The sequence below is a fragment of the Anaerosinus sp. genome, from assembly GCF_965318445.1.
Map to the genome: position 1 here is coordinate 154,279 of NZ_CBDNNH010000010.1, position 23,280 is coordinate 177,558.

At 36.3% G+C, this 23,280-nt stretch carries 22 protein-coding genes, 7 tRNA genes and 1 other annotated feature; of the genes, 2 read left to right on the plus strand and 27 right to left on the minus strand.

All coding sequences use genetic code 11. The features are described 5' to 3' along the window. Positions 1-24 precede the first annotated feature (24 nt). The 23 genes from secE to ACWZFG_RS05735 form a co-directional block, all read right to left on the minus strand. Positions 25-240 carry a preprotein translocase subunit SecE gene (gene secE / locus ACWZFG_RS05625; RefSeq protein WP_147670575.1) on the minus strand — a complete coding sequence of 72 codons (216 nt, stop codon included), beginning with the start codon at positions 238-240 and terminating at the stop codon, positions 25-27. Positions 241-287: 47 nt separating this feature from the next. After that, positions 288-363: transfer RNA gene (locus ACWZFG_RS05630), tRNA-Trp, on the minus strand. Positions 364-389: 26 nt separating this feature from the next. Continuing rightward, a complete protein-coding gene (gene rpmG, locus ACWZFG_RS05635) occupies positions 390-539 on the minus strand; it encodes a 50S ribosomal protein L33 (protein WP_110955668.1) in 150 nt (49 codons plus the stop codon). A gap of 285 nt (positions 540-824) precedes the next feature. Beyond that, a tRNA-Met gene (locus ACWZFG_RS05640) sits at positions 825-901 on the minus strand. 7 nt (positions 902-908) lie between these two features. Beyond that, positions 909-984: transfer RNA gene (locus ACWZFG_RS05645), tRNA-Thr, on the minus strand. Between the two features lie 18 nt (positions 985-1,002). Then, positions 1,003-1,078: transfer RNA gene (locus ACWZFG_RS05650), tRNA-Met, on the minus strand. Positions 1,079-1,090: 12 nt separating this feature from the next. Next, a tRNA-Tyr gene (locus ACWZFG_RS05655) sits at positions 1,091-1,175 on the minus strand. 5 nt (positions 1,176-1,180) lie between these two features. After that, positions 1,181-1,256 (minus strand) — tRNA-Thr (locus tag ACWZFG_RS05660). Between the two features lie 54 nt (positions 1,257-1,310). Beyond that, positions 1,311-1,386 (minus strand) — tRNA-Met (locus tag ACWZFG_RS05665). 320 nt (positions 1,387-1,706) lie between these two features. Continuing rightward, entirely contained in the window at positions 1,707-2,963 is a 1,257-nt protein-coding gene (pfp, locus tag ACWZFG_RS05670; protein WP_177505688.1) for a diphosphate--fructose-6-phosphate 1-phosphotransferase, read from the minus strand. Between the two features lie 329 nt (positions 2,964-3,292). Then, complete coding sequence (sigH, locus tag ACWZFG_RS05675) at positions 3,293-4,027, minus strand: RNA polymerase sporulation sigma factor SigH (protein WP_147670290.1); 735 nt, start codon at positions 4,025-4,027, stop codon at positions 3,293-3,295. Between the two features lie 259 nt (positions 4,028-4,286). Further along, positions 4,287-4,814, minus strand: a complete 528-nt coding sequence (locus ACWZFG_RS05680) for an NYN domain-containing protein (protein ID WP_147670288.1) — start codon at positions 4,812-4,814, stop codon at positions 4,287-4,289. Positions 4,815-4,925: 111 nt separating this feature from the next. Beyond that, a complete protein-coding gene (gene rlmB, locus ACWZFG_RS05685) occupies positions 4,926-5,675 on the minus strand; it encodes a 23S rRNA (guanosine(2251)-2'-O)-methyltransferase RlmB (protein ID WP_455577229.1) in 750 nt (249 codons plus the stop codon). A gap of 16 nt (positions 5,676-5,691) precedes the next feature. Then, entirely contained in the window at positions 5,692-7,020 is a 1,329-nt protein-coding gene (locus ACWZFG_RS05690) for an FAD-dependent thymidylate synthase (RefSeq protein WP_177505687.1), read from the minus strand. A gap of 93 nt (positions 7,021-7,113) precedes the next feature. After that, positions 7,114-7,599 (minus strand): Mini-ribonuclease 3, encoded by a 486-nt coding sequence (locus ACWZFG_RS05695; RefSeq protein WP_177505686.1) that lies wholly within the window; start codon positions 7,597-7,599, stop codon positions 7,114-7,116. Continuing rightward, entirely contained in the window at positions 7,599-9,041 is a 1,443-nt protein-coding gene (gene cysS, locus ACWZFG_RS05700; protein WP_455577230.1) for a cysteine--tRNA ligase, read from the minus strand. Before cysS ends, ACWZFG_RS05695 begins: the two co-directional genes overlap by 1 nt. Positions 9,042-9,046: 5 nt before the next feature. Beyond that, on the minus strand, positions 9,047-9,700 hold the full coding sequence (gene cysE, locus ACWZFG_RS05705; protein WP_177505684.1) for a serine O-acetyltransferase: 654 nt from the start codon (positions 9,698-9,700) through the stop codon (positions 9,047-9,049). 44 nt (positions 9,701-9,744) lie between these two features. Then, positions 9,745-9,957 (minus strand) — a binding site (T-box leader). 38 nt (positions 9,958-9,995) lie between these two features. Continuing rightward, entirely contained in the window at positions 9,996-11,474 is a 1,479-nt protein-coding gene (gltX, locus tag ACWZFG_RS05710; RefSeq protein WP_177505683.1) for a glutamate--tRNA ligase, read from the minus strand. A gap of 113 nt (positions 11,475-11,587) precedes the next feature. Continuing rightward, entirely contained in the window at positions 11,588-11,851 is a 264-nt protein-coding gene (locus ACWZFG_RS05715) for a hypothetical protein (protein ID WP_177505682.1), read from the minus strand. A 128-nt stretch (positions 11,852-11,979) separates the two neighbouring features. Then, complete coding sequence (gene ispF, locus ACWZFG_RS05720) at positions 11,980-12,456, minus strand: 2-C-methyl-D-erythritol 2,4-cyclodiphosphate synthase (RefSeq protein WP_177505681.1); 477 nt, start codon at positions 12,454-12,456, stop codon at positions 11,980-11,982. Beyond that, positions 12,453-13,160, minus strand: a complete 708-nt coding sequence (gene ispD / locus ACWZFG_RS05725) for a 2-C-methyl-D-erythritol 4-phosphate cytidylyltransferase (protein WP_455577231.1) — start codon at positions 13,158-13,160, stop codon at positions 12,453-12,455. Before ispD ends, ispF begins: the two co-directional genes overlap by 4 nt. Before the next feature lie 109 nt (positions 13,161-13,269). Next, positions 13,270-14,433 carry a PIN/TRAM domain-containing protein gene (locus ACWZFG_RS05730; protein ID WP_177505679.1) on the minus strand — a complete coding sequence of 388 codons (1,164 nt, stop codon included), beginning with the start codon at positions 14,431-14,433 and terminating at the stop codon, positions 13,270-13,272. Between the two features lie 72 nt (positions 14,434-14,505). Then, complete coding sequence (locus tag ACWZFG_RS05735; RefSeq protein ID WP_147670267.1) at positions 14,506-15,000, minus strand: CarD family transcriptional regulator; 495 nt, start codon at positions 14,998-15,000, stop codon at positions 14,506-14,508. A 436-nt stretch (positions 15,001-15,436) separates the two neighbouring features. On the opposite strand from ACWZFG_RS05735, the gene ACWZFG_RS05740 reads away from it, so the two are divergent. Next, entirely contained in the window at positions 15,437-15,661 is a 225-nt protein-coding gene (locus tag ACWZFG_RS05740; protein WP_455577232.1) for a hypothetical protein, read from the plus strand. A gap of 3 nt (positions 15,662-15,664) precedes the next feature. Here ACWZFG_RS05740 and radA read toward each other — a convergent pair whose 3' ends face one another. Then, the gene (radA, locus tag ACWZFG_RS05745) at positions 15,665-17,032 is read right to left on the minus strand and encodes a DNA repair protein RadA (protein ID WP_177505677.1); all 1,368 of its coding nucleotides are present in this window, start codon (positions 17,030-17,032) and stop codon (positions 15,665-15,667) included. Positions 17,033-17,154: 122 nt separating this feature from the next. Between radA and ACWZFG_RS05750 the strand changes: the two genes are divergently transcribed. Beyond that, positions 17,155-17,760: a DUF3298 and DUF4163 domain-containing protein gene (locus tag ACWZFG_RS05750; RefSeq protein WP_177505676.1), complete on the plus strand. Its 606-nt coding sequence runs from the start codon at positions 17,155-17,157 to the stop codon at positions 17,758-17,760. Between the two features lie 146 nt (positions 17,761-17,906). Here ACWZFG_RS05750 and ACWZFG_RS05755 read toward each other — a convergent pair whose 3' ends face one another. The 3 genes from ACWZFG_RS05755 to ACWZFG_RS05765 form a co-directional block, all read right to left on the minus strand. Beyond that, positions 17,907-19,223 (minus strand): amidohydrolase, encoded by a 1,317-nt coding sequence (locus ACWZFG_RS05755; RefSeq protein ID WP_177505675.1) that lies wholly within the window; start codon positions 19,221-19,223, stop codon positions 17,907-17,909. Positions 19,224-19,261: 38 nt separating this feature from the next. Next, the gene (dcuC, locus tag ACWZFG_RS05760) at positions 19,262-20,515 is read right to left on the minus strand and encodes a C4-dicarboxylate transporter DcuC (RefSeq protein WP_177505674.1); all 1,254 of its coding nucleotides are present in this window, start codon (positions 20,513-20,515) and stop codon (positions 19,262-19,264) included. A 311-nt stretch (positions 20,516-20,826) separates the two neighbouring features. Beyond that, positions 20,827-23,271: an AAA family ATPase gene (locus tag ACWZFG_RS05765; RefSeq protein ID WP_177505673.1), complete on the minus strand. Its 2,445-nt coding sequence runs from the start codon at positions 23,269-23,271 to the stop codon at positions 20,827-20,829. Positions 23,272-23,280 lie beyond the last annotated feature (9 nt).

Below are 23,280 nucleotides of genomic sequence, written 5' to 3' on the forward strand. Positions count from 1 at the left end.
ACGTCCCCCACCCCCTTAGCCGAATTAACGTAAAAAAAGTTCTAGCAAACGCGCAAATACTCCGTCAATTAAACCGATAAGCGCAGCTATAAACACTACAGAAATAAAAACCACACCTGTATACGCTATAAGTTCCTTTTTATTAGGCCATGATACTTTACGCATCTCCGCCTTTACTTCACGGAAAAATTTCTTAACACGTGAACCGTTAGCTTGAACAGCTGTTTCTTGAGCAGCCATCATTTCACATCCCCGTAACATACTGCTAGATACACCACAAAGTAAATTGGCAGGGGCAGTAGGACTTGAACCCACAACCAATGGTTTTGGAGACCACTACTCTACCAATTGAGCTATACCCCTATATCAAAACAAATTTAAGCAAAATTTTATTTTGTTTCTTTGTGTAAAGTGTGTTTTTTACAAAACTTGCAGTATTTGTTGAATTCTAATCTATCCGGGTCATTTTTTTTGTTTTTATTGGTCTGATAATTACGTTGTTTACATTCAACGCAGGCCAATGTAACTGCATTACGCATCCTATGCACCCCTCTTGCCTGAAAATATACTACATTTCAAAATGTCACTAATATAATTTATCATAATTAATCCAAGCTGTCAACAGCTTATCCACACCTTTTTCTATCAAGATTATTACAACAAAAACTTATTTTAAAAACCTTCACAGTAATAAGTTGAAATAAACAGATACTTATGTAGATATTTTACTTATTATATACATTAATAAAGCCTATATACATAAATTTATGATAAACAGATACCTTGACATAAATAAAAACCCCAATAGGGGTTTATTTTTTTGTTGGTGGCGGCGCAGAGATTCGAACTCCGGACACTGCGGGTATGAACCGCATGCTCTAGCCAACTGAGCTACGCCGCCGTATTTATGGAGCTAATGACCGGGATTGAACCGGTGACCTTATCCTTACCAAGGATACGCTCTACCGACTGAGCTACATCAGCGATCACTAACTTTTGTTTTGGTTGCGGGGGCAAGACTCGAACTTGCGACCTTCGGGTTATGAGCCCGACGAGCTACCAACTGCTCCACCCCGCGATATTAAATTAATGGTGGATGGGGTTGGATTCGAACCAACGAAGGCAGAGCCGGCAGATTTACAGTCTGCTCCCTTTAGCCACTCGGGAACCCATCCTTATATGGAGCTGGCGAGAGGACTTGAACCCCCAACCTGCTGATTACAAGTCAGCTGCTCTACCAATTGAGCTACACCAGCGTTAACAACCTCATTTATTGTACACCGTTTTTTTTGCTTTGTCAACACTTTTTTTGGTTGCGGGAGCAAGACTCGAACTTGCGACCTTCGGGTTATGAGCCCGACGAGCTACCAACTGCTCCACCCCGCGATGTGTTCTATCAACTGGTGACGATATATAATATTATCACATGTTTTTAAATTTGTAAATACCTTTTTGAAAATATTTTATCTTTTTTTTAAAAATTTATACATATTCTTAACATTTTACTGAAAATGTTAAGGTAAGACTTGATCCAGGTAAAGTTTCCACTCTATCTGAACCTTAGTTGATCTTATCCAGAAACTTAGCCGCCCGCCTATGCCCTGTGGGTATAACTAACTCCTCCTTATAAAGGTTAAAAGTCTTAGCGCAGCTTAGTTATCAGATAAAAGATGAAGAAAAATCAATTTTCTTCATCTTTCCATTCTCTATTTTACAAGATATTCGTATTTTTCTTTAAAGCGTTCAGGTGTTAAGTTAAATTCTTTTGCTAAAATTTTCAATTTATCCTCATTTATAAAATCATCTTTTACTAAACGAATCATATATTCTGTAGCAATAAAATAATTTAATGAATGAATATCCACATATCTTACTTTTGTTTTTCCTGTATTTTCATCGCGAATTTCTTCATATTTCAAAGGAACAATTTTATTATTTTGAATACTTACAACTGCATCCGTTCCACCCTCCATAAGGAAACTTACTGCTGCATAACCAAGCGATCGCGTATAATCAATATCAAAAGAAATCGGTGCAGCGCAACGAAGCTCATAACCAATTTCCTTATCTATAATCGTTACATTCAAACCAATCTTTTTCAATTCTATTATCACTAATTTTTTTAATACATCACCAAAATCAAGTTCAGAATAGCGAAGATGACCGTGATCATCAAAACAAGCTGCGCCTAGCACACTAAAATCTTCTGGAGCAATCCTGTCGATAACACCTTCTGCGATAACCGCTACACCATAGTTACGACCAGTTGCATTCCTTTTTACAATCGAACCAACAAGTAAATCAACTACATGTTGCAGCCTAACTTCCTTTGTTTTAAACTCTTCAGGAATGATTGTAATAATCGCTCCAGCACTTTTTCCCATGCCGAGCGCTAAATGTCCAGCTGTACGCCCCATAGCAATTGCAAAATACCAACGATTATTTGTCGTACGTGCATCTTCCATCAAATTTTCTAACTCTGTAGTGCCTAATGCTCTAGCTGTTTCAAAACCAAATGTACTAATCCCTTCAGGCAAAGGTAAATCATTGTCTATTGTTTTAGGTACATGAACGGAATTGATTACTTTTCCACATTTTCGTGCATATTCTGAAACCTTTGAAGCACTGAAAGCAGTATCATCCCCACCTATTGTGACCATATACGTTACACCAAGTTCAAGCAAAGTATCTACCACTCTAGCTAAATCATCTTCATTCTTGGTTGGGTTGTATCTAGACATATGTAGAATACAGCCACCATTTAAATGAATGCGACTTACCATATCATAATTCAAAACTACATAGTTTTTCTTTCCTTGTGCTAGATGTGAAAAACCATCATACATTCCCAATACTTCAATGCCTTGTTTATGCGCTTCCATCGTAACTGCACTAATTACACTATTCATTCCTGGTGCTGGACCACCACCGCAAATAATCGCCAATCTTTTCTTGTTTGTCATTCCATTTCCTCCTAAAATTTTTATCCTTGCTATCAGCTAAAAATTCACTTACAGATAGACAACGTTAAAAGAATATTCTTTAAAACTTTATATTATGAATATCTCGGTAAATAATTCCGGATAAAAGTTTTATCATTTATGTATTCGTCAAAATTACTATTTCATCCTTCATACAATACAAAACATACCATGAAAAAAGGCATCTAATCATTTAATAGATGCCTTTTTTTATATGACACAATCTCAATTTTTCTTTTATAAATGATTATTTCTAATCAATTTTAACCTTGTCCACTTTTTATATTCGCATTAACTTTCTATGCTTTTTATCAATCGTGTCCTAGTCCACCACATAATCCATGTAGCTGCTTATTTATCGTCGTAAGTCCATTGTATACAGTATTTACATCTGTATCATCACTACGATTTTCTAAGTAGCGTTCTAATTTACGTTTTACACGTTGCAAAGCATTATCTATAGATTTTACATGACGATCAAGCTCTACTGCAATTTCCTGATAAGATTTTCCATCAAGATATGCCATTAAAACTTTCCATTCAAGGTCACTTAGGATTTGTCCCATTTTGGACTCAATATCTATAAATTCTTCTCTGCTAATTACTAATTCCTCTGGATCTGAAATTTTCGAACCAGATAGTACATCAAGTAATGTGCGATCTGAATCTTCATCATATATAGGTTTATTTAAAGAAACATAAGAATTTAACGGAATATGTTTCTGTCTTGTAGCTGTTTTTATTGCTGTAATAATCTGTCTGGTAACACAAAGCTCAGCAAAAGCCCGAAAAGAAGATAACTTATCATTACGAAAATCACGAATTGCTTTGTATAAACCAATCATACCTTCTTGAATAATATCCTCACGGTCAGCACCAATCAAAAAGTAAGAACGAGCCTTCGCTCTAACGAAATTACGATACTTATTAATTAGATAATTTAGTGCGATAGTATTATTATTTTCTTTGGCTTCAGCAACAATCTCTTCATCTGTCATGTTCTCAAAGACACTATACAAATCTTCACTTTGAGTATTTGTACGCATCGCACCACCTCCTAACGGCATTTCCCAAACACTATATTTAATATAAACCAAACTCTTTCATGAAGAGCAACACCTAAAACTTCTAAATGAATTCAAAATAAACACTTTCGTTTAACTTGCAGACCAATAAAACAGAAAAAAAAACGCAATTAAGCGCCTCCAAAAAAGCAATAGACATGTTTACTTTACTGCAAATTATACCCTAGCACCCCATACTAGTCAAGCATTTTAAGAAATACTCCTCATATTTCCATAGTTTCTATTGCTTTTTCCGCAAAATATCTAATTTTTTTGCAATATCATCATTTATTCGACCGCCTAATTCACGTCTCTGAATTTTATGTTTAGGCAAAGTATATTCCTCTGCTATTTTCTTCTTTGTCTTTTTTACATTCCTTAACATTTCTTTTGATGGAATACGATATGCTCCAGCTCCTAATATCACACTTTGTTCAATTCCGTCCGAGGTAACTACATACACTTCTTTGCCCTCGCGTACCAATTGATAAGCAAATTTTTCAATATAGCTATCTGCGGTCTCTCCTTCCTCAGTGTATACAACCACTAAATTTTCATTTATTTCATAATGTGATTCATTTCCACCAACAAATAATGCATCAAAAACTATCGTTATATCATAATGTTCAAACGCTCCATATTCAGCCATAATATCAATTAGACGATCTCTAGCATAGGATAAATTATCACGTAGTGCAACAAGCTCTGGCCATGAATTTATTACATTATATCCATCAATGATGTAGTGCTCTTTTTTATGCTTTTTCATCTTGTATCTCCTATGAATCTACAATCTCTATTCATTATAAACTACCCTTAATATAAAAGAAAGAGATACTCTTACAGTACCTCTTTCTTTTATATTGGCTTAATTATATTCTCATTTAATTTGACGTTGTTTCATAGATTCATACATTAAAATTGATCCTGCTACCGATGCATTAAGTGAGTTTATTTTCCCCTGCATCGGAATCCTTACGAGAAAATCACACACTTCTTTGGTTAATCTGCCAATTCCTTTACCTTCGCTACCAATGACCAATACTAACGGACCTGTTAAATCCGCTTCATAATAATCTTTATCGCCGTCCATATCTGCCCCGACAACCCACATGCCAAGTTTTTGCAATTCCTTAATCGTTTGCGCGACGTTGCCAATTTTCGCAACGGGTACATATTCTACCGCACCCGCCGAAGTTTTTGCAACTGTAGCCGAAAGTGGACAACTACGACGTTTTGGTATAAGCACACCATGTACTCCTGCTGCGTCAGCAGTCCGAAGAATCGCCCCTAAATTATGTGGGTCTTCTAATTCATCTAATAAAACAATAAAAGGTGGCTGACCAGCAGCCTCCGCTTTTGCTAAAATATCTTCAAGCTCAACATATTCAACAGGTGCAACATACGCCAAAACGCCTTGATGTCTCAAGCCTTTTGCCAAATCATTAATTTTCTTTATATCAACATCTTGAATCAGTATACCTTTTTCTTTTGCCACACCAATAACTTCGCGAATCGAACCCTGTCTATCACCTTTTGCCAACAAAATCTTATTTACCCGTCCACTTTTTATAGCTTCCATCACACTGTTTCTGCCAACAATCATCTCATCTGTCATATTGTTTTCCATAGCCATCTTCCTTTTATTAAAGTTTTGCAAATAACTCCCGAACTTTTCCTGCTTGTCCACAAGACATTCTTCCTTCACGGCAAATACCTTTTACACAAGAAGGTAAAGCTTTTTCATATAATACAGGTGATAAAGTTCTAAGTGCGATCACCTTTTTAATTGCCAATTCACGAATTTCCCATTGTGCATTCATACAAGTTCGATCTGCAAGCATGGAAATATCCGCCCGTGCATTTGTGGAAATCATCAATTTTATTTGATCACAATTTAATAAAAAGCACATTGCTTTATCCATACCATAACGCTTAGCTATATCTAAACGAAAATCTTTAAATTTTTTCGTCAATTCAATAAAGCGCTCTTTAAATTTAGAATTATTAATCGTCTGTGGAATTTTTACTTCACGATTTTCATCTAAGATTACTTTTACAAAATCCTCCCGATAATTCGATGTGATTCTATGGCGTTCTTGTTGATGATACGTCACTAAACTACACATCATCGCAAAACGGACTCTTGCCTGTTCGGCAATGCTGTCATGTCCATATCCCAAAACACGCTCTACTACTCCGCGAGCCTTTGTATCTGCTTCCTCACCCCAGCGTGCAATCACAGCTGACGGCGCGTCTTTCATAGTACTCGTCAACGCACCAAATCCTACTTTTTTATCTAGTTCCCCGCATTGATCGAAAAAAACTAAATTATCCGTCGGTGATAATTTAGCAAACATCTCTGCATAAAAACTTTCCACTAATTCTGAATGTATCTCACGATTATTCTGCTGACAAATTAGCATAAATAAACGCTTTGGAACGAACTCTTGCAAACTTTCAGCGATTTCATGAAATAATGCACCATACTGTACATCATTAAATAAACGAAATAAATCAATTAGTTTGTCTCCTGCCATTGCTGTACATACATTTGTTTTTGCCATTAAAGGCAAAATATAGCGTGCATCTTCAATTGGAATTCCATGTAAGTAATGCTCAATTTTGGGACGACCTTTAAACTCACCCGCTTTTTTTTCTGACATTTCGGCGTATAGAGAAAAGGCTTCTTTTAACAATGAATTCGCTTGAATTTCATCCTCTTTGCTCAACTCCGGCAAGTCATAAGCATCTTCCGTTAATGACACATATCGTTGACTCTGCTGCACATAGGAGTCTTTGCATTCACAAATTAACGTACTTTGCAAGCGATTGATATCCTCATAAATAAACGACAAGTTAATCGTTTTTAATAAACTTCTTAATTCACTTTCGCCGATTCGATTAATTTCATTCATCTCTAAACAAGCTTCTAATTCCTGTAAGCCAGTTGCGGTAAATTGCGTAATTTTCATCACTATCCCCCTAAATTTACACAAATCAAAACAACAAGAGAACGCTGGCTGGCAAAACCAAGGTTCTACCAGCCAACATTATGATCTTCGAAATCATTTTTTTCGTGTTTTTTGCATCATCGCTTTTGCAATAATTTGAAAAGATTTTTCTACAAGGTCATTTAAGCGGTCAAACCTCTCACTTAAATAAAGTGCCCCCAATAATGATTCAAAGCCGGTACTTGCACGATACTCAGCAACTGTCGCACTTTTAGGCACATGGCTTTTTGCGTTACGCCCTCGCTTAAAAAATGTTTGCTCTTCTTCTGTTAATTCTTCAGCAATTCCTTGATAAGCAACTGCCTGCCAAGCTGCCGAAACAATTTTCGCCCCAAAACTATGCAGCACTTGCACCTTGTTCTGTTCATAAGCCAAAAGTTTGCCCCGTACATATAAATTGAAATATGCATCACCAATATATGCTAAAACTAGCGGATGCATAGCTTCTACTTTTATATCGTGATACTTCTGTTTCAATCCACCTGTTTCTTCTTCTTGAAACATCGTATCCACAAGATATTTAAAATGTTCAAATTGCATTATTTTTTCCACCTAACGCCTGTTGGTGAATCTTCTAAGGTCACACCAATTGCATTTAATCCATCGCGAATTTTATCTGCAGTTGCCCAGTCCTTATTTTGACGTGCTTCTTGACGTAACTCAATAATAATCTTCATCAAATCTTCAACCATTTCTTGATCCTCCTCTTGTTTTCCTTCGCGTACATCAATTAAAATTCCCAAGATATCCGCCATATCAAAATAAACATCATGGGCAATGATGAAATCTTCTTTCGCGTGTGTAATTTTCCCTGTTGTTATCGCATTATAATATACATTGATTTCTTTTGCTAAGGCAAACATACTGCTTAGTGCTAATGCAGTATTAAAATCATCATCCATTGCCGCATAGAAATCTGCTTTTGCCTGTTTCGCAGCATCAACTAAAGACTTGCTAATTTCACTTGTTTCTCCTTCTGCATGTTTTTCTAATTCCATACAGTTTTCCATTGCCGTTTTTAGACGGTCAAGGCTGCGCGCTGCTTCGTTTAAGCGTTCATCACTAAAGTCAAGCGGACTACGATAATGTGTAGCAACAATAAAGAAACGTAAAACTTCTGCCGGATATTTTTCCAAAATATCTAATACAGTAAAGAAATTATTTAGCGATTTGCTCATTTTTTCTTCATTAATTGTAATAAAGCCATTATGTAGCCAATATTTTACGAAGCTATCATGATTAGAACAACAAGCCTGTGATTGGGCAATTTCATTTTCATGATGAGGGAAAATCAAATCACTGCCACCACCATGAAAGTCAAACGTTTCCCCTAAATATTTAAGCGACATTGCCGAGCATTCAATATGCCAACCTGGTCTGCCTTTTCCCCAAGGACTTTCCCAAGCCGGTTCACCCGGTTTCGCACTTTTCCATAGAGCAAAATCCATGGGATTTTCTTTACGTTGATCTATATCTACACGTGCACCAGCTTGCATATCTTCTAATTTTCTACCACTTAATTTACCATAACCTTCAAATCTTTCAACACTATAATATACATCACCATCTAATGGATAAGCGTAACCTTTTTCCACTAGAACTTCAATCATATGAATAATCTCACCCATATGCTCAGATACTTTTGGATAAACATCGGCGTGCTCTACATGTAATTGATCCATCACTTTAAAATATGCATCAATGTAACGATTGGAAATGTCTGACCATTTTACCCCTTCTTGATTTGCCGTCCGAATAATCTTATCATCAACATCTGTAAAATTTTGAATATGTTTTACTTTATACCCTGACTTTCTTAAGTAACGTTTAATTACATCCCATGTAACAAAAGGTCTTGCATTTCCTATATGAGGATGATTATACGGTGTTACTCCACATACATAAATACTTGCTTCACCTGCTACTTGTGGTACAAATTCTTCTTTTCGTTTCGTCAATGTATTATATACTCTCAAACTCACTGTTTCTACTCCTTTTCCAAATGCTTAATACGTTCTTCCAGCTGTTGAATGTTACGATGCATACACAACCACATTTCTTCTTCTGGATCTGGTAAATTATTATGTTCCAAATCAATAGATCTCGAATCTTCGTCTATTTTTTTACCATACATTAATACAACTTTCCCTGGAATACCTACTACTGTCGCATACGGTGGTACAGGTTTTAAAACAACAGAACCTGCACCAATTTTTGCATGTTCTCCAACGGTGAAAGATCCCAATACTTTAGCCCCACAGGCTACAACAGCATTGTTTTTAATCGTCGGATGACGCTTCCCTTTCTCTTTACCAGTACCACCCAAAGTAACGCCTTGATATAGCGTTACATTATCACCAATTTCTGCAGTTTCTCCAATGACAACACCAGAACCATGATCAATGAACAAACCTTTGCCAATTGTTGCTCCTGGATGAATTTCAATTCCTGTTAAAAAGCGAGCAAAATTTGAAATCATTCTCGGCAAAACGACCCAACCACGTACAAATAAATAGTGTGCAATCCGATACAACCAAATCGCATGCAAGCCTTGGTAGCAAAATAACACTTCCCAAACACTCTTTGCCGCAGGATCACGATCAAAAACTACATCAATATCCTCTTTTATACGAGCAAACATCATATTCCTCCTTTAAAAATGAATAAAAAAAGACCGCCATCTCATACAGAGACGGTGGTCCGCGGTTCCACTCTGTTTAGACAAATAAAAATAAATGTCTCACTTACACAATAACGGTTGCTGCCGATTTGACCTACTATCTTCAGCCAAATAACTCCGAGGTGCATTTGGGTGATCGCCCCTTAGCATTGCTTCCAGCTTTGCAACGCCTCTCTGTCAAGATTCGATTCACTTACTCTCCTCATCATTGTTTTTACCTTGTATTCTATGATATACATCATAAAATAATGCTTACTTATCCTCTAACACTCTGCATTGTTTTATCAATGCGTTGAATAACTCTTTCACGACCTAATACTGCAATTAATTGTACTAAATCTGGACCATGCATCTGACCAGTCATTGCAATACGAATTGGCATGAATACTTTTTTCCCGCCCACTTTTAACTCTTTTGTAATCGCTTTTAAAATTGGTTTTACTCCTGTAGCATCTACTATTTCTAAAGCATTCAATTTTTCTTTAAATAATGCAATCACTGCTGGAATTTCTTCATCAAGTAGCATTGCTTTTGCTTCCTCTGCATCTTCACCTTCGATAACAACATCATCATTAAAATAAATGCCTGCATAATCTACGATTTGTGCTGCATAACTTAAATGATCTTGTACAACTGCTACGAACTCTTTAAGTTTCGCTTTTCCCTCATCAGTTAACTCACCTTTAATATATCCAGCTTCAACTAGATGTGGAATTGCTAAATCCGTAATTAACTGTGGATCAGCTTCCTTCATGTAGTGTGCATTAATCCAATTTAATTTATCAATATCAAAAACAGCCGGATTTTTTGCAACTCTATCCATAGAGAATTCTTGAATTAATTCTTCACTTGAGAAAATTTCCTGTTCACTATTTGGTGCCCACCCAAGTAAGGCTAAGAAATTTACAATTGCTTCTGGCAAATATCCAAGTTTACGATATTGTTCAACCGAAGTAGCACCGTGACGCTTACTCATTTTTGTTTTATCTTTACCTAGAATTAAAGAGATGTGCCCAAAGGTCGGAACTTTTAATCCTAAAGCTTCATAAAGCACAACTTGACGAGGCGTATTGGAAAGATGTTCCTCGGCACGAATAACATGTGTAATTTTCATCGATGCATCGTCAATAACTACAGCATAATTATAAACTGGAATTCCATCTGATTTTACGATAACAAAATCACCAACACCATTAGATTCAAAACACATTTTCCCACGAACTAAATCATCGAACACAATCTGCCCGTTTTCCGGTGTTCTAAAACGAATTGTCGGTTTACGCCCTTCAGCAATAAATTTCGCTTTTTGCTCTTCCGTTAAATGGCGACAGCGACCTTGGTAAATCGGCATTTCATTTTTTTCCATCAACGATTTACGTTCCGCTTCTAACTCTTCATCCGTGCAGTAACAATAATATGCTTTACCTTCAGCAATTAATCTATCTGTATATTCTTTATAAATATCAAGGCGTTCTGTTTGGCGATATGGACCATACTCACCACCTACATCTATCCCCTCATCCCAAGTAATACCTAACCACTTTAGTGCTTCTTTGATGTTTTCTTCTGATTCTTTTGTCGATCTTGCGCGATCTGTATCTTCAATACGTAAAATTAATTTCCCATTTTGATATTTTTTTGCCAATAACCAATTAAACAATGCTGATCTTGCTCCACCAATATGAAATGGTCCGGTTGGACTTGGCGCAAACCGTACACGTATTTCTTCTGACATATGTAAAAACCTCCAAAACAATAATATGTATATTCTATCAAATAATATCTATACATGCAAAATAGCTAAGACAAGAAAAACCTTATCCTAGCTATTTTATGCTATTTTTTTCATTAATGCAATTTAAAAACGAAAAAACCTGACTCAATTTCCGGAGTAATGATAACCGTTTTACCATCACTTTGATTTGCCACTGCTGGCTGTGCATAATTTTTTCCGGCAAAAAAAACTGACCAAATCAATTGATTATCATACCAAAGTCGTCCCGATAAATGAGAATCTTCGCCCATTGATAACTCCAGATTTAATCCATTTGCTTGTACACAACTTGCAGCCATCATGAAATAAATTAATATAGTACAAATAAAAGTACGCATCGCAAGTCCTCCCTGCCAAATCATTACTTTTAATATATACCATTAGAAAAAAATTATACAAATAAAATAAATTTATCCGATGGCTAAGATTTAGGAGAAGTGAACACTCCACCTAAATCAAGTCTACTTTATACTTTTTTAATTCCAACAACAGCGTATGAAGCAATTCCTTCTTGCATACCCGCAAAACCTAGCCCTTCTGTTGTCGTCGCTTTTACATTCACACCATCTAAATCAATTTCCAAGACTTCGGAAATATTTTTATTCATTTGTAGAATAAATCCCGCTAATTTTGGTTTTTGTGCAACAATTGTTGCATCGATATTATTTACCATATACCCTTTTTTCATTAATAAATCTTTTACATGTTTTAGTAAAACTAAGCTAGAAATTCCTTTATATTTTTCATCTGTATCGGGGAAATGACGTCCTATGTCGCCAAGTGCAGCGGCACCAAGCAACGCATCCGAAATTGCATGTAATAAAACATCTGCATCCGAATGTCCTAATAACCCTAATGTATGCGGTATTTCTACGCCTCCTAAAATCAATTTACGTCCTTCGACTAATTTATGTACATCATAGCCCATTCCAAATCTAATCATTGATTACTCCTCCGTTTGATAAACGATTCCGCCATAATTAAATCTTCCGGTGTCGTTATTTTTATATTTGTATAATCGCCTTCCACGACTTTGACTTTTCTGCCCATTCGTTCTACTAAGCTAGCATCATCAGTTCCAAGAAAATCATCTTCTTTTGCTTTTTGATAAGCATCCTTCAAAATATCTGCTTGAAACCCTTGCGGTGTCTGAACCGCCCACAGTCCATTACGCTGGGGAGTATCAATAACAATTCCCTTTTCATCAACCACTTTAATCGTGTCCTTAGCTCGGACCGCAGTAATCGTCGCACCATGCTGACGGGTTTCCTCTATGACCTTTTCTATAATTTTAGCTGAAATTATAGGCCTAGCCGCATCATGCACTAAAATAATTTTAGTTCCCGGAGAAACGACTTCAAGCGCATTATCAATTGAGTATTGTCTTTCTAAGCCGCCTGCAACTACCTGCCAAGGTTTCAATCCATCCATTGTCTTTAATAATTCACGTACAACTGTTACCTCTTCTGGCGAAGCAACTACAACCAACTCATCAATCATTTCACACTTTGAAAAAGTATATAGCGTATGATATAAAACTGTTTTTCCCCCTAAAGACAAAAAAATTTTATTTACTTTCATCCCCATGCGTTTGCCTTGACCGGCAGCAGGAAAAATCGCTGTTATCATGATTATTATTTCCCTCATTTTCCGAAATACTTTTTTCTGATATTATAAAAGTTCAACCAAAACAAAAAAAGTCCTACTTTCTTTTACAAAAGTAGAACTTTTTCTTTAGTGAAATTCAAAATTAGGCTCAAGCGCCTTTTTCTACCGCAGTTTTAGGTTTCGCAAAAATCATTCTACCTGCCGCAGTCTGCAACACAGAAGTTACAACTACTTCAATCGTTTCTCCCATGAATTTTTTACCGCCTTCAACAACAATCATCGTACCGTCATCTAGATAGGCAACACCTTGACCAAATTCTTTACCGTCTTTTACTACACAAACAATCATATCCTCACCTGGAATCACAACCGGCTTTACGGCATTTGAAAGCTCATTGATATTCAAGACAGGTACCCCCTGCAATTCTGCAACTTTATTTAAATTATAGTCATTGGTAATGATTTTCCCCTGCACTACTTGTGCTAGTTTAATTAATTTTGAATCAACTTCACTAACATCTTCAAAATCTCGTTCATCAATTTCAACAAACATCTCAAATTCTTTTTGAATTCGATTCAACACATCTAGACCACGTCGGCCTCGATTTCGTTTTAAAAGATCTGCCGAATCGGCAATATGTTGTAACTCCTCTAAAACAAATACCGGGATTAAAAGCGTTCCTTCAATAAAACCACTTTTACAAATATCAGCAATACGTCCATCAATAATTACACTTGTATCTAGAAGCTTATACTTGCTTTTATCGGATTTTTTCTGTTTATCTTTATCTTTTTCTTTATCGCGTTCACGAGGAATCTCTCTTACAAGTCTGGTAAACAAAGCAACCAATCCTGCCATCATACTTGCAATTTCGTCGCGTTTTTGCAATGTAATATGCATTCCTAAATAACCAAGTACAATACTAAAGATAACCGGAACATAATTTCCAACAATCGGAAGAGAAGAAAAAGCAGCACCTAATAAATTAGCAATTATAAGTCCAATAGCCAAACCAATGGCCCCAGTAATTACATCATGAATCGGCATTTTGTTTAATTGTGCTTCTACCCACACAGAAAAGCTGATTAGCTTTTTAATCATCCATGGAGATGAATAAAAACCAAGCGCTCCCCCTAAAATAGCACCAAATAAAACAGATAATATATTAGTTAAGGTCATGCCAAATATGCCCATCTGTGAAAACTCTGCACCGATGAGCAACGTGACAAGCGGACTCGCCATTCTCATCAACATTAAACCAACAATAGCCATTAAAATCGTGATAACAAATCTTAACACTCTATCTAACATAGATTCACCTCCTTTTAACATTATTATACCTAACATATTACAATTCTAACCAAAAATCAATAAAAAAATACGTCAGTCACCTGGCGTATTTTTATCAAGTAAATCATAAACCCATGCCTCAACTGTTGAAGCATCCTTATCACAAGCAAACACCAGCTCACTAACTAATATTTGCTTTGCAGTATCCAATAACCTTCTTTCACCAGTAGATATTTTTTTTGAACGGTCCTGTAATATCAAATTTCTTACAACTTCAGCAACATCGTATATACTGCCACTTTTAATCTTCAATAAATTGGCATTAAACCTACGGTTCCAACTTCCTGTCGTTTGCTCAGGCTCATTTTTAAATACTTCAACAACTTTTTCAACATCTGATGCAGTAATGACTTCACGCAAGCCTATATTTTCAACATTGTCCATTGGAATCATCACTTTCATTCCACCAAAAGGCATCATTAAAATATAATAATTCTTACTCTTGCCCATTACTTCACATTCTTCTATGCCTTCAATAACTCCAGCACCATGCATTGGATATACTACCTTATCACCTACATTAAGCACAGCAGCACCTCCTATATGCTAAAATTATAACATAGAATTATTTATTTGTCAAAATTTATTATTTTAGCACGCAATCATCACATTGTCAATCCAGATAAAAACTTTTTTCTCTTTTATTTATCCAATGTCCATCCCTCTCTTCTCAAAAAATAGCAATTCACGGAAAACAAAAGATTTTGATTCACATCTTTCCAGCTTCCTACCTTTTATCGTTAAAGTTAAAAACAGCTAATTCGTTAAAAATAAGATTTAAATAAAAGCCCTGGACCAAGTCTTCCTTTATTATAAAATTATACATAAAAATAATTTGTCCGGTTAAGCTACAATCAAAAATCCCACCAAATTGAGGTGCGCTATGAAAAAATTTAACATTTACATTTTATGGACACTATGTATCATATTCTGTTTTATTGAAATTTATACATTTTATTATCATATGAATGACAATTTCCCCCTAACGCCTTCACCAGAGATAAAAACAGCTAAACCTTTTGATTATTATCGCATCACCGATGAAACTGGAACCATTGAATTAATGACCGTTTCCGTTCAAGTTTATATCGGTGATGAAGTCCTTGCTGAAGACAACAGCTTATATGAAGTCGTAAAATTAGACGGGAATCATGCATTCGCTAAATTTGTAAAAAAAATACACTTATAACCTTTACCGAAAAGCGATTTCTAATGCTTCGCGGACATTTTCAACTCCATATACTCTTACCAATTTATCTGTAGATAAATTGGTAAGATTCTTTTTGGGTAAAATGATGTGTTTAAATCCCATTTTTACCGCTTCACGTACACGGCTTTCCACTTGTGTAACAGCTCTTACCTCTCCTGCAAGCCCTACTTCACCAAAAATAACAGTTTCATTCATTATTGTATTGTTGCGAAAGCTTGAAGCTAATGCAATCGTAAGTGCCAAGTCAATTGCTGGTTCATCAATTTTAATTCCCCCTGCAACTTTTACATATACATCACAATTTCCCAATAACATTCCTACTCGCTTTTCTAAAACAGCAAGCAATAGCTGGATACGCTTTACATCCACAAAATCAGCCGTACGACGCGGCGGCATATAAGGTGTTTGACTGACTAAGGCCTGTACCTCAACTAATAAAGGTCTTGTTCCCTCAACCGTTGGAATAATCACACTGCCTGGTACATTCGTTGGCGAATCTGACAAAAATAATTTTGATGCATCAGGCACATCTACTAATCCTTCTCCCCGCATTTCAAATAAACCAATTTCATTCGTACTGCCAAATCTATTTTTTACTGCTCTAAGTACTCTAAATTGTGCGTTTCTCTCACCCTCGAAATAAAGAACTGTATCCACAATATGCTCTAAAACTCGCGGACCTGCTAAAACACCATCTTTCGTAACATGCCCGACTACAAAGACAGCAATTGAATTTAATTTTGCAATTCTTAGTAGTTCCACAGCACTTTCACGCACTTGGCTTACACTGCCTGGTGCACTTTGAATTTCTGGTTTAAAAACGGTCTGAATCGAATCAATAACAAGCAGTTCAGGATTCACCTCTAAAACCTGTTTTGCAATCATTTCTAAATTCGTTTCACTAAGTACAAGTAAATCTTTTTCTATTGCATCTAATCGATCTGCCCGCATACGTACTTGACGAGTACTTTCTTCCCCCGTAACATAAAGTACTTTACCTTGTTTTTTCGCAACATTTGCACAAACTTTTAATGTTAAACTCGACTTTCCTACTCCTGGATCCCCAACCACAAGTACCATAGAGCCCGGAATAACACCACCACCCAAAACTCTATCCAGTTCCATAGATCCCGTATGAAATCTTGGCATATCCTCCGTAGTGACTTCGTCAATTGCAATAGGCGAACTCCCTGTCGAAAGCCCCAAACTAAGTCCCCCTTGTCGTTCAGGCTGAATCCTTTCCTCAACTAATGTATTCCATTCACCACAGCCAGGACATTTACCTAACCATTTTGTTGCATTATATCCACATTCTTGGCAAACATAAGCTGTCTTTTTTTTCGCCATCAAAATTCCTCATTTCACTTTTGCAATCTATACAATACTTCTCAAAAATAAAATTAAATCCTCTTTTCTCCTAAAGACAAGCTTCATTTCTTTTAGTATAATAAATAAAAAAGGAGGATTTATCAATGAAAAAAAGTATTGCTCAAATTTCTATTATCTTTACGATTTTTACTTTATGTTTAACAATTGTTCCTCAAACGTCTTTTGCTGCAGAAGTACGTAATGAACAATATGCGACTGGTGTCTATTCATTAGCTTTTCCTCAACTTGTAAACAACGATAATCTACAAGTTCAAGATAAAATTAATCATGACATTCAATTATTTTTAATGAAGTTTATGCAGCCGGATGGAAAAGTCAAACCAGAAGAAGCTAAATTAACTTATGAAGTTCACTACTTATCCAATGACTTGTTTAGTATTGAGTTTACAGCTTATACCTTCTGGGGTGGAGCTCATGGGCAAACGATTTCCACATCTTTTAATTATGATTTGAAAACAGGCGAAGAATTAAAATTGACTCAGATGTTCGACTATAAACCATCTGAAATTAACAAAGCAATTTTTGCTCACTGTGAAAAAAATTCTATTCCTCTTTATAACGATTTTAAAGGAATTACACAGTATCCAAGTAATTTTTACTTAACAAGTCCAACCACACCAGTTTTAGTTTTCCAACAATATGATATTGCACCTTATTCCAGCGGTATTATTAAAGTAGAATTAAAATAAAAATTAATCTACGCCCTGATTTCACCTGGAAATACATTCTTTGTGAAACAAATTAATCTATCCTTTAACATTATAAATTAAATAGCTAATAAAAATAGATTGTACAAATAAAATTTGTACAATCTATTTTTATATCACCAGAAAATTTATTTTTGCAAAAGCAATTCAGCAGCTGAACCTGCAATAATTTTCACCGCTAATCCAAGTGACCTTTCATCAAAATCAAAATATGAATCATGGTGTCCTGCCGCTAAATCTGCACCTACCATCATATAGGCAGCCTGTCCACCATTTTCTTGTACACGTTCCATGAAGTAAGAAAAATCTTCACTAGCGCCAAAATCACTATGCGGAATAATTTCATTAAATATATCTAAGCGCTGTGCAACAGTAGTTATCTTATCCGCTAAATTCTTTGTGTTATTTCCGCCTGCGGCACCACCCATTTCAGTAATTCTTACCTTTACCTCATACATTTGAGCCGCAGCTTCAATAATCCGCTTTGCCTCTTTGGACATATATTCATTAATAGTACTTGTCGCACCACGAGTTTCTAGCTTTAAAATTGCATTTGCCGGAATGACATTGCGTCCACTTCCTGCATTCAAAACTCCAACATTAATTCGTGAAGTTCCATCACTATGACGTGATATAGCATGAAGATTTAAAGCTGCTGTAGCTGCTGCTAATAACGCATTACGCCCTACTTCCGGAGCCGCACCAGCATGAGCCGGAACCCCAGTAAATTCCGCATCAAATTTGCTAGTCGCTAGAAATCCAGTTACATTACAAGCAATTTGTCCCGTCTTATTCGCCTTAAATCCAAAATGTGCACCTAACATATAATCAATATTATCTGCTAAACCGCTCTCAACCATAGCCTTTGCTCCACGTACACCTTCTTCAGCTGGTTGAAAAAATAATTTTACCGTACCTGCTAATTCATCCTTCATTTGCATCAAAATTTCTGCTACTGCCAATCCAACTGAAGTATGTCCATCATGTCCACAGGCATGCATAGCATTCGCATTTACAGATGCAAATCCGCATTTATTGGGGCGATGATTCGCTTCTGTTGTTTCATTAGCATCATTAGCATCCATATCAAAACGTAGACCAAGTACTGGACCTGGTTTACTAAACTTGTAGCTTGCAACAACTCCAGTTTTTCCGCCTATCATTTTCTTTACTAAATCCGGATCTGCCCCTTGTGAAATTGCTCTTTTCATTTGGTCTTCTAGTATTATTTCTGATGGTACGCCCATCATTTTACTCTCTACAATAACTTCTTCGCCAAATTGAACATCATAGCCAAGCTGCTGCAATGTTTTTATAACAATTGATGCTGTACGAAATTCTGTCCAAGCAGTTTCAGGATATTTATGTAAATCACGTCTTCTTGCAACAATTGCCCCCTGTAATTTATCTGCTAAGTTTATAATTTTTTTATCAACCGCATCCATTTTCGCCTTATTCCCTTCTTTTATTATTTAAATACAAATTACATAGCTAAAACAAGCATTCCTGCAATCATTGCAAAAACAATTGGTAATCCATTACGTTTTGTAACTTCCATTGGATTTACGCCAGCAATACCTGCTACGATAATTGTCGCACCAGCAATTGGAGAAATTGTACGCCCTAACGTACCTCCCAAAGTAGACATACTTCCCATTTGCAATGAAGTCATACCAAAGTCTACCGCGTGAGGTGTTACTGCTTCATTAAAGGCAAACGTTGCAGCATCCCCTGAACCTGTAATAAAGCCTAATAAAAATGGTCCCATAGCTGCGCAAATTTTTACAATTGCAGGATTATCAATCATTGCAGAAATAAAAGTTTTTACCAATCCCATCGATGTTAATCCAGATACAAATACCCCTGCTGCAATAATAATACCTAAAATATCTGCATAAGCTTTTCCCATCCCGTCAAAAAAGGCATTCGTTAAATTTACAGGATTCGTACGTGTTGCTAATAAAGCTAATATAGATCCAATAATCATTGCTGCCGGAACATCCATTTTAAACTCTGGTACCACTCCAGATGAACCGAGAATCAAAATCAAAATAGGGAGAATTGGCATACATGCGTATAATACATTTACTTTAAATGAACCTTCAATCTCAAGACCTTCTGCTGTATATCCCTTATGCTCTTTTCTATAATAGGCAATCAACGTAATTAGTACCGCTGCTACAATAAGGGACGTAATATTCGCTTTATATTGAAATGCAATAACATCCATTACATCCACCCCTGCAATTTTAGCAACAAAAGGATTATGGGCTAATCCAGGATTAAGCATACTTCCATATGTGCCACACTTTACAGCAGCTGCTGCCATCGCTGGATGAATTCCTGCCCCCATCATTAATGGAACAAAAATTGCACCTGCTGCAGCTGCTGTTCCTGCTGCGCTAGGTAAAGCAATATTGATAGCAAAAGTTCCTAAAACAACACCTGGAATTAATAATGGACGAAATTTAGAAAGTCCATTTGCCATTAAATTGATTAAATGTTTATCACATTTTGTATAGCGCATCACCATTGCAAACCCCATAACGGAACAAACAGCTTGTATCAATCCACTATTCGTCATACTCTTTGAAAAAGCAGCAAACGCTTCCATTGGAGTTCCAGCTACAGAAGCCATAATAATGCCAGATGCCAATAATACCAAACGTGCATCATAACGTTTCACCAAAAAATAAATTGTAACTAAAACCATAACTATTCCGGCCCAAATCATCATAAACATTCCTCCTGCATATAACTAGATTAATTATAAATACATGCAATTTCTAGATTATAATATTTATCCCCCTTCTTTAATTGTGATTTTCTTTTCATTTCCTATATAAAAAAAACAAAGACAACTCCAACTATTTTAAGAAGGAATAGCGTCTTTGCTACTATACTTTATCATTATAACAAAACCAAATCACAAAATCTATTGATTTTGTATACAAAATTATATATTCTTTTTTGTTATTAATTCTAAAATATATTTAATAATGAAGAATTTAAGCTAAAAATAAAAAGTTGGAGCATTGCTCCAACTTTTTATTTTCTTCCAAAATGTAGTTTTTCATTTTGGCTTTCTACTATTAAAGAATCACCTTTAGTAATTTCACCTTTTAATAATAGTTCGGCAATTTCATCTTCGACTAATTTTTGAATTGCTCGCTTTAATGGACGTGCGCCATAAGTAAAGTCACTACCTTCTCTAATGATCACATCTTTTGCCTCCGCTGTGACTTCCATCTCAATCTGCATTTCTTTTAATCGTTTATTTACGTCCTTGAGCATAATATCGATAATTTGTACAAGTTCTTCTTTGCCTAATGCCTTAAATACGATCAATTCATCGATACGATTAATAAATTCCGGTCGGAATATGCGTTTTACTTCATCTAGCACTAACTTCTTCGCCGCCATATCGTCACGTTCTTTATCAATGCCAACATTAAATCCAACCGCTTTGCCTTCTTGTTTTAAGTGTTTTGCTCCAACATTAGAAGTCATGATAATTACAGTATTCTTAAAATCGACGGTTCTACCTTGGCTATCCGTTAACCGTCCATCTTCCAATACTTGCAATAATATGTTGAATACATCATAATGCGCTTTTTCAATTTCATCTAATAAAATTACAGCATATGGTTTACGACGTACTGCATCGGTTAACTGTCCGCCCTCTTCAAAACCAACATAACCCGGCGGTGCACCAATTAACCGAGATACGGTATGCTTTTCCATGTATTCAGACATATCGAAACGAATCATCGCATTTTCATCACCAAATAAACTTTCAGCAAGCGCTCTCGCAAGTTCTGTCTTTCCTACGCCAGTTGGTCCTAAAAATAAGAAGGAACCAATTGGACGTTTCACTTCTTTTAGCCCAGCTCTTGCACGACGTACTGCTTTTGCTACAGCTTCAACAGCATCATCTTGACCAATCACACGCGCATGAAGAATCTTTTCTAAATTTAATAATCGTTCTGATTCTTCGGCGGCTAATTGTTTTACTGGAATTCCCGTCCACGCTGCGACAACATCAGCGATATCATTTGCCGCAACGACAATACGTGTACTTTCACGTTCATTCCATTGCTTTTGTTTAATTGACAAAGCATCCTTAACTTGTAATTCAGAGTCACGAATTTTTGCTGCTGCTTCATAATCCTGTGAAGTAATTGCCGCTTCTTTTTCCAGTCTAAGACGTTCTAACTCTTTTTCTAATGATTTTATATCTACTGGGTGAGAAGAAGCCTTTAATCTTACCCTTGAAGATGCTTCATCCATTAAATCAATTGCTTTATCTGGCAAGAACCGATCAGAAATATAACGGTGCGATAATTTTACAGCAGCTTCAATTGCTTCATCTGTAATCTTTGCCCGATGAAAAGCTTCATATTTATCGCGAATCCCTTCTAATATTTTAATTGCCGCCTCGACAGTAGGCTCACCAACAAAAATTGTTTGAAACCTTCTCTCTAAAGCAGAATCTTTTTCTATATATTTTTTGTACTCATTTAATGTCGTTGCACCAATTGCTTGCAATTCCCCACGCGCCAATGCTGGTTTTAAAATATTTGCCGCATCAATTGAACCTTCTGCAGCTCCAGCACCAATTAATGTATGCAATTCATCAATAAATAAAATAACATCGCCAGCAGCTCTTACTTCATCAATAATCTTACGCAATCTTTCTTCAAATTCCCCTCGATACTTTGCCCCCGCAAGCACTGTTGCAATATTAAGTGACATTACACGCTTACCTGTCAAGACTTCTGGTACAGCTCCCATCACAATTCTTTGTGCAAGCCCTTCGGCTACTGCGGTTTTTCCTACTCCTGGCTCACCAATCAATACTGGATTATTCTTCGTTCTACGGCTTAAAATTTGAATCACACGTTCAATTTCAACTTCACGACCAATAACCGGATCAAGTTTTCCTTCCTCTACTAACGCATTCAAATTACGGCTATAACTATCTAAAGTAGGTGTCATCGTATTACCGGCTTTTCCTTTACCTCGTGGTTTTTCACCACCACTCGGACTCTGCCCGCCGATACTACTTCCAATCATTTCCAATACAACTTGGCGAACTTTGGACAGATCAGCTCCCATTGACTGCAATACCTTGGCCGCAATCCCTTCATTTTCACGTAACAGACCCAATAAAATATGTTCTGTACCAATATAATTATGTCCCAGGTCTTGTGCTTCCGCTAGAGCTAATTCCATTACACGTTTTGCACGCGGAGTGTAATAAAGCTCATTTGCATTCCCTTGTCCTGTACCGACACCCATCACGATTTTCTCACGAAGTGTATTCAAATCCACTTGCATGAGTTGCAATGCTTTGGCGGCAACGCCTTCCCCCTCATGTACTAATCCCAACAATAAATGTTCTGTACCAATATAATTATGTCCTAATTCTTGCGCTTCATATTGCGCCAATTTCAATACTTTCACAGCTCTTTCTGTAAATCTACCTTGCATTTTTTTCAC